Origin of the sequence: Salinivibrio sp. HTSP (assembly GCF_003390965.1) — a bacterium.
GTDB classification, from domain to species: domain Bacteria; phylum Pseudomonadota; class Gammaproteobacteria; order Enterobacterales; family Vibrionaceae; genus Salinivibrio; species Salinivibrio kushneri.
The window spans coordinates 25,757-36,462 of sequence record NZ_PXUD01000040.1 but is presented as its reverse complement, the minus strand read 5'-3'; the positions used below and the strand labels follow the sequence as shown (position 1 = coordinate 36,462).

The 10,706-nt window shown below is 49.7% G+C and carries 11 protein-coding genes; 6 read left to right on the top strand and 5 right to left on the bottom strand.

Annotation, left to right across the window (positions count from 1 at the left end; all coding sequences use genetic code 11):
* Positions 1 to 142: 142 nt before the first annotated feature.
* Positions 143 to 697, bottom strand: a complete 555-nt coding sequence (gene gmhB, locus C7A19_RS08785) for a D-glycero-beta-D-manno-heptose 1,7-bisphosphate 7-phosphatase (RefSeq protein ID WP_116644718.1) — start codon at positions 695 to 697, stop codon at positions 143 to 145.
* A 121-nt stretch (positions 698 to 818) separates the two neighbouring features.
* On the opposite strand from gmhB, the gene tsaA reads away from it, so the two are divergent.
* Positions 819 to 1,544: a tRNA (N6-threonylcarbamoyladenosine(37)-N6)-methyltransferase TrmO gene (gene tsaA / locus C7A19_RS08780; protein WP_069363560.1), complete on the top strand. Its 726-nt coding sequence runs from the start codon at positions 819 to 821 to the stop codon at positions 1,542 to 1,544.
* 44 nt (positions 1,545 to 1,588) lie between these two features.
* Entirely contained in the window at positions 1,589 to 3,304 is a 1,716-nt protein-coding gene (locus C7A19_RS08775; protein WP_116644717.1) for a proline--tRNA ligase, read from the top strand.
* A 51-nt stretch (positions 3,305 to 3,355) separates the two neighbouring features.
* Here C7A19_RS08775 and C7A19_RS08770 read toward each other — a convergent pair whose 3' ends face one another.
* Entirely contained in the window at positions 3,356 to 3,976 is a 621-nt protein-coding gene (locus C7A19_RS08770; RefSeq protein ID WP_116644716.1) for a superoxide dismutase, read from the bottom strand.
* Between the two features lie 165 nt (positions 3,977 to 4,141).
* Between C7A19_RS08770 and C7A19_RS08765 the strand changes: the two genes are divergently transcribed.
* From C7A19_RS08765 to C7A19_RS08750, 4 genes are all read left to right on the top strand, one after another.
* Entirely contained in the window at positions 4,142 to 5,272 is a 1,131-nt protein-coding gene (locus C7A19_RS08765) for a patatin-like phospholipase family protein (protein ID WP_116644715.1), read from the top strand.
* A 120-nt stretch (positions 5,273 to 5,392) separates the two neighbouring features.
* Positions 5,393 to 6,247 carry a GGDEF domain-containing protein gene (locus tag C7A19_RS08760; RefSeq protein WP_069363556.1) on the top strand — a complete coding sequence of 285 codons (855 nt, stop codon included), beginning with the start codon at positions 5,393 to 5,395 and terminating at the stop codon, positions 6,245 to 6,247.
* 62 nt (positions 6,248 to 6,309) lie between these two features.
* Positions 6,310 to 6,513, top strand: coding sequence for a YaeP family protein (locus C7A19_RS08755; protein ID WP_069363555.1), 204 nt, complete (start codon positions 6,310 to 6,312; stop codon positions 6,511 to 6,513).
* A 1-nt stretch (position 6,514) separates the two neighbouring features.
* Positions 6,515 to 6,703, top strand: a complete 189-nt coding sequence (locus C7A19_RS08750) for a DUF4250 domain-containing protein (RefSeq protein ID WP_077458477.1) — start codon at positions 6,515 to 6,517, stop codon at positions 6,701 to 6,703.
* Positions 6,704 to 6,780: 77 nt separating this feature from the next.
* Here the strand turns inward: C7A19_RS08750 and C7A19_RS08745 are convergent, their stop codons facing one another.
* From C7A19_RS08745 to accA, 3 genes are all read right to left on the bottom strand, one after another.
* Entirely contained in the window at positions 6,781 to 8,130 is a 1,350-nt protein-coding gene (locus C7A19_RS08745) for a sodium-dependent transporter (protein ID WP_116644714.1), read from the bottom strand.
* 196 nt (positions 8,131 to 8,326) lie between these two features.
* Positions 8,327 to 9,637, bottom strand: coding sequence for a tRNA lysidine(34) synthetase TilS (tilS, locus tag C7A19_RS08740; protein ID WP_116644713.1), 1,311 nt, complete (start codon positions 9,635 to 9,637; stop codon positions 8,327 to 8,329).
* A gap of 95 nt (positions 9,638 to 9,732) precedes the next feature.
* Positions 9,733 to 10,692, bottom strand: a complete 960-nt coding sequence (gene accA, locus C7A19_RS08735) for an acetyl-CoA carboxylase carboxyl transferase subunit alpha (protein WP_116644712.1) — start codon at positions 10,690 to 10,692, stop codon at positions 9,733 to 9,735.
* Between the last annotated feature and the right edge of the window lie 14 nt (positions 10,693 to 10,706).

Here is a 10,706-nt window from a genome sequence, read left to right as displayed (position 1 = left end):
CTTGGCTGTTTTGCCGTTGTTAGCGCGGCTTGCCGTGCCAACGAGAAGCGAATTATAGAGACTTGTTTTTTTGATGCAAGCGTTTTTGTTCAAAAAAATCTAACTGTGCAAATAATCGCCAAGACACTATTTGCATGTCGTTTTAACGATTAGCAAGCCAACCGGGTATATCAGCGATAGAGTCAACAACGTCAGTTGCTAATGCGACGCCTTGTTCGGTGACAGGTTTACCTGAACGCACTAGCAAACGGGTTGTAACCCCTGCACACTCTGCGGCTTTCATATCATCCGCTTTATCTCCCACCATCACCGAGCGTGACATATCAATGTCGAGCTCTTGCTGGGCATCAATCAACATACCCGGCTTGGGTTTGCGACAATCGCAATCAATTCGATACTCACCGACTCCTTCACTGGCATGATGGGGGCAGTAATATATCCCATCAAAATCGACACCTTTATCAGCAAAGTTCCAATCCATCCATTCGGTCAATTGCAAAAAATCTTGCTCCGAAAAGTAGCCTCTTGCGATACCGGCTTGATTGGTCACCAGTACGAGTAAATAGCCGCTTTCTTTCAGCGCCCTACATGCGTCGAACACACCCTCAATATATTCAAAGCTATCGATACTAGACACATAACCGTGATCGACATTAACGACACCATCACGATCGATAAAAACGGCTGGAAGACTCACGCGTTGTTCCCCTCGGTAAATAATGTTGAGATTATGTCACGCCCAAGACTGACTTGCATCCATACTCCCCTCTTCTATCACATGCTAGAGTATATCCACGTTGTTTTAGGTTTATTTGGTTATGTGTTCCCCGTTTTCTATCACCCCAATCGGCACGCTTTACTCTCCTTTTAAAGAGAAGTTTGCGGTACCTCGTCAACCTGGTTTAGCGCCGAGTGCACTGGCTTATCTCTGCTTACAGGGGGATGCCAATCAGATCGACGCCGTACGAGGGATTGAACAATACTCTCACCTTTGGTTGCTTTTTCTTTTTGATCAGAACTTAGATAAGGGATGGCGCCCTACCGTCCGGCCACCTCGTTTAGGGGGGAATGAGAAAATGGGTGTGTTTGCCAGCCGGGCTACATTTCGTCCTAATGGCATTGGTATGTCGGCGGTAGAGCTGGTTGATGTCACTCAAGATAGCGGGCAAGTAACCTTGGTATTACGAGGGTGCGATCTTGTTGACCAAACCCCGATTGTCGATATTAAGCCCTATATTCCTTACTCTGACAGTATTCCCGACGCCCAAGGCGGATTTGCTCACACCAAACCCACGCCACTAGACGTTCATTTCTCTGACCGCGCCTTATTGGCATTATCTCAAACCCATCAGCAAGCCTATTATCAACGTGTCATCGCTGAAGTTTTAGCACAAGACCCACGCCCGGCTTATAGAAAAGGTCAACCGGATAATCGCCGCTATGCTGTTCACCTGTTCGACTTTAACGTCACGTTTTACGTGCAAAACGAGCAAATAGAGGTGGCTACCATAGAAGCTTTTGTCGAAACTCCCCCACGCTGTTAATATGCTTGGACTTATTGATCGCCAATATCAACGGATAACTTTACATGCGTACCAGTCAATATCTGCTTTCTACTTTGAAAGAAACCCCTAGCGACGCAGAAATTGTCAGCCACCAGCTGATGTTGCGTGCGGGTATGATTCGAAAACTCGCTTCAGGCCTTTATACTTGGCTTCCTACAGGGGTTCGTGTCCTTCGCCATGTTGAGCGTATTGTTCGCGAAGAAATGAACCGTGCCGGCGCCGTCGAAACCATGATGCCTGTCGTACAACCAGCAGATTTATGGCAAGAAACGGGGCGTTGGGAAAAGTTTGGTCCTGAGCTGCTACGTATTGCTGACCGCCATCAACGTGATTTTGTTTTAGGCCCCACGCATGAAGAAGTGATTACGCACTTGGCGCGCAACGAAATCAATTCATACAAGCAATTGCCGCTCAACTTGTACCAAATCCAAACCAAGTTCCGTGACGAAGTACGTCCTCGTTTTGGCGTCATGCGCTCTCGCGAATTTACCATGAAAGACGCCTATAGCTTCGATATCGACAAAGCGGGTATGGAGCAGAGCTATGAGAAAATGCGCGCGGCTTATTGCGCCATCTTTGATCGCATGGGGCTAGACTACCGTGCCGTATTGGCTGATACCGGCGCCATTGGTGGTTCCGCCTCGCACGAATTCCATGTCCTGGCCGACAGTGGTGAAGATCTGATCGCATTTTCAACCGAGTCCGACTACGCGGCAAATATTGAAAAAGCCGAAGCGCTCGCCCCTCAGGCGCAAGCCGATTCACCCACGCAAGCCATGGCGCTGGTCGATACGCCGAATGCGAAAACCATTGCTGAACTGGTTGAGCAGTTTGATCTCCCGATCGAAAAAACAGTTAAGACGCTTTTCGTCAAAGCGTCTGAACAGGTCGACTCCGATCTTATCGCGCTAATCATCCGTGGCGATCATGAACTCAACGAAGTAAAAGCGGAAAATCTACCTGAGGTAGAAGCACCGCTTACTTTCGCCACCGAAGAAGAAATCCGTGCGCTTGTCGGTGCAGGTCCTGGCTCTTTGGGTCCGGTAAACCTACCGGCACCTTTCATCGTCGATCGCAGTGTTGCGGTAATGAGTGACTTTGGTGCTGGTGCAAACACCGACGATAAACACTACTTCGGAATAAATTGGGGACGCGATGTAGAGCTAGGTCAAGTCGCCGACCTGCGCAATGTCATCGAAGGCGATCCTAGCCCTTGTGGTAAAGGCACATTGATGTTTAAACGTGGCATCGAAGTGGGCCATATCTTCCAGCTGGGCAATAACTACTCACAAAAGATGAATGCTGGCGTACTAGGCCAAGACGGTAAGAACGCCATGTTAGAGATGGGCTGTTACGGCATTGGTATTACGCGTGTTGTGGCTGCAGCGATTGAGCAAAACCATGACCAAAACGGTATTATCTGGCCTGACGCCATCGCACCTTTCAAGGTGGCCATTGTCCCGATGAATATGCACAAATCTGAACGTGTCCGTGAAGCGGCTGAAAAGTTATACACCGATCTTACCGCAGCCGGTATCGAGGTACTTTTTGACGACCGTAAAGAGCGTCCAGGTGTAATGTTCTCTGATATTGAACTTGTCGGCGTGCCTCACACTATCGTTATTGGTGAGCGTAGTATGGATAACGGCGTGTTCGAGTATAAGCATCGTCGAGACGGCGAGAAAGTGCCTTTCTCCATTGACGATGCACTGACGTTTATTCAGTCAAAACTTGACTAAATAGCGCCAAAAGCAAGCATGTCATGCCCCGCTCTGCGGGGCATTTTTGTATCAGCTCATCGTCTCGCGTGCTTTTTGGTATGCCTTTTCAGCAAAGTCCCAATTGACCACTTGCCACCAAGCATTGACATAATCTGGCCGCTTATTCTGATAGTTAAGATAGTAAGCATGCTCCCACACATCACAGCCTAACAGCGGCTCTCCTTTCACCTCTGCAATATCCATCAATGGATTATCTTGATTAGGTGTCGATGTAATCTCAAGCTGTCCATCTTCTTTCACTACCAGCCACGCAAAGCCTGACCCAAACTGACCAATCGCCGCCTGACTAAAGGCCTCTTTAAACGCATCGAGTGAGCCGTAGGTCGCTACAATGGCATCATAGAGCGGTCCTTCTGGTGTCCCCTTAGGGTTGGGCGTCATCGATTGCCAATAAATCAAATGGTTGTAATAACCACCGCCATTATTACGAATGGCAGCAGGCAGCGTTGAAACCTCAGCAAATAAAGTCTCAAGCGATTCACCATTACGCGCCGTCTCTTCAATCGCCGCAACAAATTTATCGTAATAGGTTTTGTGGTGACGCTGATGATGAATGCGCATGGTTGCCTCATCAATGTGGGGCTCTAGCGCATCATAAGCATAAGGAAGATCGGGAAAAGAGTAAGTCATGGTGTTGCTCCATCGATGATTAAGACACCACCAGCCTAGATCGAATTGATAACAATTTTCAACCTCATTATCATTAATGGTATTTGGGGTCTGTGATATACCGCCGCGCGTGAGATGAAAGAGCGTCTATAATCAAACTGTTAGCGTGGTAATAATGGTAGCCCTATGTCGAAAAACAAACCCAAAATTGCCTTGGTGCTCACTGGCGGCGGTGCACGAGCCGCTTACCAAGTAGGCGTACTCTCGGCGATCGCTCACTGGTACCCGCGGGTGCACACGAGCCCCTTTACCATTTATTGCGGCACATCCGCCGGTGCTATCAACGCGGTATCTTTGGCAAGCTATGCGTCATGTTTTCGACTAGGCGTCAAAAAAGTGTCTTGGCTATGGCATCGATTGAACACCTCCCGGGTGCTCGCCAGTCAGCCCAGTGCACTTATCGGCCATCTTTTGTCGCAAACCGGGCAACGCTTTCAATCTCACTACCAACCCACTCAGCCTTTCGGGTTGCTCAATAATCGGCCATTAAGAGAATTACTGAATCAAACGATCAGCTTTAACAAGCTTAATTATCAATTGCTTGCTGGTCATTTAAATGGCTTGTCTGTCACTGCCTCAAACTACCAAACGGGGCAATCGGTGAGTTTCTTTCAAGGCGCATCTCATATCAAACCGTGGGAAAGAGCCCGCGCAGTGGGAAAGCGAAGTCAAATTTCCACCGAACACTTACTGGCCTCTTCAGCCATTCCTTTCGTTTTTCCTGCCTCCAGGATTGGCCACGAGTTTTATGGTGATGGGGCAATTCACCAAATTTCCCCGTTGCGTCCCGCTGTCAAAATGGACGCGGAGCGGATTTTAATTCTGGATCTGACCACAGGAATACGGCGGCCTGAACAAATTAAACACACCGCGCCAGGTTTAGCGATGCTCGGCGGTCATTTAATGAATGCTATCTTTGCGGATACGCTCTCGGCAGACTTAGAGCATTTACAACGGCTTAATCAGGTTGCCAGCGCTTTATCTCCCGACCAAAAAGAGCGTCTAGGGCTGCGCCACATTGATGTGCTTCATCTTCGGCCATCAGAGCCATTTGAACCCATGGCGAACCGCTACTACAGCCATATGCCACTCGCATTGCGCAGCTTGCTTAAGCTTTTGGGGATTAATGCCAGTCAAGATGCCACCTTTGCCAGTTATCTGTTATTTGAGGCGGCATACCTTCGCCAGTTGATTGACATTGGCTACCGTGATGCACACAATCACCAGTCTGAGATCCTCTCTCTATTGACAGATTAGTTACTTTAAAACAGTATCCTCACTCGCATCCACCCATCGCCATTAGCGAAAATATATAGACTGGCACGATACCTGCTTCATAGATTGAAACCGACGTTATTACTGAGTAGTTGATCACGCATGAATGCCTCGCACATCAAACAATATACAAACTCTGATCGCGCCCCGCGGATTGTCCCGCTCGGTGCCGATCAACGTTTGTTGTTGTTACAAAAGCTGCAAGGCCACCTTGATATCAAAGTGTTGTTTGAAGTCTACGCGCGTGAACTAGAAAAGCAGATCGATATTGGGCGCATTATTTGGGAGCATGATGATATCTCCAACATCATTCGTCGTGGCGCACAACACACATTTCGTCAGACGTTTTCCATCAAGTTCAATAAGCAGCCATTGGGTGTGTTGCAATACTCTACCCCTTACAAGCTCGACCCAGATGAAATCAGCTTGCTCCATACCTATCACAAGCTGCTCGCCGGCCCGCTGAATAATGCCGTTGAGTATACGCGCGTGAAAAACATGGCATTGCTCGATGGTCTCACTGGCCTACATAACCGCACCAGCTTTGAACAAGACCTTCAGCATGCCGTCGCCGTCTGTGAACGGGAAAATATTGGTCTGGTCATGGTGATGTTCGATATGGACAACTTCAAACAAGTTAATGATACCTATGGCCACTTGGATGGTGATAAGGTACTACGCCGTTTTTCATTGCTGGTCAAAGAGGCTGTGCGCGGCAGCGATCGTTGTTATCGACTCGGTGGCGATGAGTTTGCCGTGATCTTGCAACCTGCCAGTAAAAGCTCGGTGAAACACGTGACCTCACGAGTGAAAAGCTTAGTTGGCCAAGATCATTTGTTATCAAGTCACCAGATCAGCGCGTCAGTTGGTTTCTCTGTCTATCGACAAGGTGATAATAACTTGTCGCTCTATGAACGTGCCGACCAAAGTATGTACCGGCAAAAACGCGCACGTTAGCGCTTTCCTCTCCCTAACCAGATTGGGTATAGTGATCCTCATCATTACGTGAGGAGAACACCATGAAAATAGCAGACTGCTGTGACTTGATTCGCCAACGCTACGCGGAAATTGGCAGTGGCGAGCAAGGCTATATACCAGCGGCGATCCATTGCGCATTAAAAGCCCTCAACGATATTGCACAAGACACTGAGATCCAGCAATCGCGTCGAGAGCAAGCCGCATTTGCCGCGGCCAACTTGTTGATCAGCGATCACGAGGACTAAGATGGATTTAAACAATTACGCCACCATGGACCCTGTCATGCTGATGAGCATTGTCAATATGAAGCTACGTGACGAGTTTGACAGCTTGGAGGATCTGGTTCGCTATTATGATATAGACACAGCCGTACTGTGCACGCGGCTCGAAGAAGCAGGCTTTACGTATATCGAAGACGCTAACCAATTTCGTTAACTCAACGTCTATACAACGCAAAAAGCGGACATTTCGTCCGCTTTTTTCATTATTGGTCGCGATCTCGACGGCTTTTGTTAGCCCAGTGACACCCACAGGACGGTCGCCACTAATATAGGACAAACGAACTTGACGTAGACAGGCCATATTTTCCAAAACAGGCTCTGCTCAATATCCGCATACCCCTCACGCAAGGCCGACAATTTGCGGTCACGCGACCAAATCCACCCACCAAACAAGCAGAACAATAGTGCTGCAAAAGGCTGGAAGTACTGTGTCGCCACTTTCGCCACCAAACCAAACAAGGTACCGAAATGGAAGACAATCACCGCACTAAACGCGGCAATCAGACCACCCAGGACCCAACTGGTGATTTTACGGCTTGAGCCTAGTCGTTCACTGGCAAGAGCAACCGGGCACTCGAGCATAGAAATCGAAGAGGTCAGCGCCGCAATAGTCATCAGTAAGAAAAAGACCAAAGACACGTAAGGCCCTGCCGCTCCGAGGCTTTCAAACAGCAAAGGTAACACGGTAAATACCAGCGTATCGGCACTCAGCAAGCTGCCATCTTGGGCGTATATTTCTACGCCTTGGTGCATGGCAACAAACATGGCAGGTAGCACCACCAGACCAGCAATAACTGCCACCGCGGTATCGACCAGCGTGACGCTCAATGCCATCTTAGGCAGATTTTCTTTCTGACTCAGATAAGAGCCATAAATCAGCATCGAGCACCCACCAATGGTCAGCGAGAAAAAGCCTTGTCCCATCGCGGCCAAGAGCAGATCTCTGTCCATGATCTTGGAGAAGTCAGGAATAAGGTAGTGCTTTAAGCCCTCAGTCGCGCCAGGAAGTGTCATGATGTAGATAAACATCGCGGCAAACAGCACGAATAATGCGGGCATCAACCGCGTCGACCAACGTTCAATTCCTTGTTTCACACCTGCTTGCACGATAAAGATCGTCAACACATAAAAGAGGATAGCGCCAAACAAGTTACGTGAAGCCGAGAAGCCTTTTAACCATACTGCCGCGTCGGTAAAGTGCAAGATCTCTGCAACCGCCGCAAGGAGAAAAGACACTAACCAGCCGCCAACAATGCTATAGAACGCCAGCACCATACAAGGAACGGCCAGTCCCACTAAACCCACACCGCTTCCTAAGCGCTTCATCAAAGGATTATCACTGAGTGCACGCATGCTATCCAGTGGGTTCGCACGCCCATGACGGCCAATCGCCATTTCCACCACCAACATGGGAAATGCCACCAGCAAAATCATTAACAAGTAGACGAGTAAAAACGCGCCACCGCCATTACTGGCCGCTTGAGTGGGAAATCCCCAAATATTACCCAGTCCCACTGCAGCCCCTGCTGCAGCCAGAACAAAGCCAATCCTAGTACCGAATAATTCGCGACTTGATGCCATTACTGCTTACCTTATGTATCATTGGACTAGTACATTAAGTAATTCGTCACGATTAAGCAAGATAAGATAGTCTAACTGCTCAATTAATCATCACCCGTTCAGTATTCTGATCTCATCCAACTCGCCCGACGTTTGCTCTAGCACCTGGTGAGCGAGCGATGTTAAGTGAGCGAATCGCGCCGGGTGACAGGGGGGACTAAGACTCATGCTGCCAAACAAGCCGCCATTGTTTACCGCTTGCGGCCTGACTAACATACCTATCGGCAATGGCCACCACTGTCTCGCCATCGCAAATAATCGGTTGGCGTCGACGTAACCAGCTGGGGATCCCGGCTTCTTGGTAGAGTTTTTTTAGCTTTCGGCGCCCTTGTCGGCCGGCAGGATGAATCGATAAGCCACGAGGGTTAAAGTGTACATGCAGTGCCCGCGACGCGAGATCTCCCAGCGCGAGCCCTTTCTCTGTCGACGAATAAGGCAGTAAGTACAAGGTACCCAGTCCATCTGGCAGTGCTAACGGTGTTTCTGGCGTCAGTGTGCCCTGCCATTGGGATAAATCGGCATAAGGCAGCACGATATAAAGCTGTTGCTGGAAGCGGCGAATACTCACCGTGCCCACGCTCAAGCTCGGGTTGGCATCCGGTTTAGCGTTGATGACATCAAAGAGCAATGTCTGTAACTGTGCTTGCGTCAAGGTAATACTGTGGCGTTTTAGCCAATGGCGCAGCATGGCCTGCGTGAGTGCTAAGTCGTTCTGTGGTAACGCGGTAATAGCCAGGCAGCCCGCTTCTGTCTCCGCTTGTGTCACCATAGGCTCTATCAATCGCGCCAATAAGGACGCTTGTTCACCACACAAGCGCTGGGTACGCTCAACGGCTTTACGAAAGCCAGGCCAACGAGCATCCGCTTGCGGTAACCAGTGCTGACGCAAAAAATTACGATCAAAGCGCGTGTCATGGTTGCTCGGATCGTCCACCCAATCGAGTTGGTGTTGGCGCGCATACGCCTCAAGGCTCGCCCTTGATTGCGTCAAAAAAGGACGTACCAGATAGCCCTGACCCAGAGCACGCACCGCTGGCATCCCAGCTAACCCTTCCAAACCACTGCCGCGTTTGAGGGCGAGGAAAAAGGTTTCAACCTGATCATCACTGTGCTGGGCGGTTAACACCAATCCATTGGGCTTAAGCAGGTGCGCGATCGCCTGATATCTTGCTTGTCTCGCCGCATGTTCCACACTGAGCGACGTATCCAAGCTCACCCTTTCTACCCGGCAGCGAAATCCGGCGTTGTCCGCCCACATTTGGCACAGCTCAGCCCATTTATCGGCATCGGGATGCAAACCGTGATGGACATGAACCACAAGATAATCATGTTGGGGGTGTTGGTCGCGATACTGCGTCAATAATGCTAGCAACACGCGAGAGTCTAATCCGCCACTGAGCGCCAGTACCACCTGTCGCGGTGTCGTTGTCAGCGGGGCTAATGTGTCACTCAGTTGATGGTAAAGCATAGCCATTCATCATTGATATAATGTGTCATTGTTACCGCCCTTTACGTAAAAGAAAAGGGCCCGCAGGCCCTTTATCGCAGTGCATTCCATCACGATTAGCAGTAACCGTAATTGAGCAAGCGCTGATAGCGGCGATCCCGCAAGCTTTCGGTATCAAGACTGTCTAAATCGCTTAGCTGGGTAAGCAGTGTTTGCTTAATGCTATTCGCCATCGCGTTAATGTCGCGGTGTGCGCCACCCAGAGGCTCAGTGATTACACTATCAACCAAGCCAAGCTCTTTGAGGCGAGGCGCGGTTATCCCCATCGCATCAGCCGCTTGCGGCGCTTTCGCCGCATCACGCCACAAAATGGAGGCACAACCCTCGGGGGAGATCACCGAGTAGGTGGAGTACTGCAGCATATTGACATAATCCCCCACGCCAATCGCCAACGCACCACCTGAACCACCCTCGCCGACCACATTACAAATCACAGGGACAGTCAGGCCGGCCATTTCTTTAAGGTTACGGGCAATCGCCTCTGATTGGCCTCGCTCCTCGGCTCCGACACCTGGGTAAGCGCCTGCGGTATCGATAAAGGTAATCACCGGCATATTAAAACGCTCGGCCATTTTCATCAGGCGCAGTGCTTTGCGGTAGCCCTCGGGCTTGGGCATACCAAAGTTACGCTTGACCTTTTCATTGGTGTCTCGCCCTTTTTGGTGACCAATCACCATCACAGGACGCCCTTCTAATCGCGCCATTCCTCCCACCAATGCTTTGTCGTCAGCATAGGCGCGGTCGCCAGCCAATTCATCAAACTCATGGAAAATGCGATCCAGATAGTCGTAGGTATATGGGCGCTGCGGATGACGCGCAAGTTGTGCCACCTGCCACGCGCCTAAATCACCAAAGATTTTTCGCGTCAGCTCTAGGCTTTTTGTTTCCAGTTGTTCAATCTCTTTATCCAAGTTAACCGCGTCTTCTCCACCCCGCTTGGAAACAGCGCGAAGGGCCTCAATTTTGGCTTCTAATTCTGCGATAGGTTGTTCAAACTCTAAAAAATTAAGACTCATACCAAGAGAATCCT

Bases quoted from the DNA above. Each gene is read 5' to 3' on its own strand.
- tsaA (WP_069363560.1), top strand. From the start codon at position 819: ATGTGTTCCCCGTTTTCTATCACCCCAATCGGCACGCTTTACTCTCCT.
- C7A19_RS08750 (WP_077458477.1), top strand. From the start codon at position 6,515: ATGGATTTAAACAATTACGCCACCATGGACCCTGTCATGCTGATGAGC.
- C7A19_RS08755 (WP_069363555.1), top strand. From the start codon at position 6,310: ATGAAAATAGCAGACTGCTGTGACTTGATTCGCCAACGCTACGCGGAA.
- C7A19_RS08760 (WP_069363556.1), top strand. From the start codon at position 5,393: ATGAATGCCTCGCACATCAAACAATATACAAACTCTGATCGCGCCCCG.
- C7A19_RS08770 (WP_116644716.1), bottom strand. From the start codon at position 3,976: ATGACTTACTCTTTTCCCGATCTTCCTTATGCTTATGATGCGCTAGAG.
- C7A19_RS08745 (WP_116644714.1), bottom strand. From the start codon at position 8,130: ATGGCATCAAGTCGCGAATTATTCGGTACTAGGATTGGCTTTGTTCTG.
- tilS (WP_116644713.1), bottom strand. From the start codon at position 9,637: ATGCTTTACCATCAACTGAGTGACACATTAGCCCCGCTGACAACGACA.
- accA (WP_116644712.1), bottom strand. From the start codon at position 10,692: ATGAGTCTTAATTTTTTAGAGTTTGAACAACCTATCGCAGAATTAGAA.
- C7A19_RS08775 (WP_116644717.1), top strand. From the start codon at position 1,589: ATGCGTACCAGTCAATATCTGCTTTCTACTTTGAAAGAAACCCCTAGC.
- C7A19_RS08765 (WP_116644715.1), top strand. From the start codon at position 4,142: ATGTCGAAAAACAAACCCAAAATTGCCTTGGTGCTCACTGGCGGCGGT.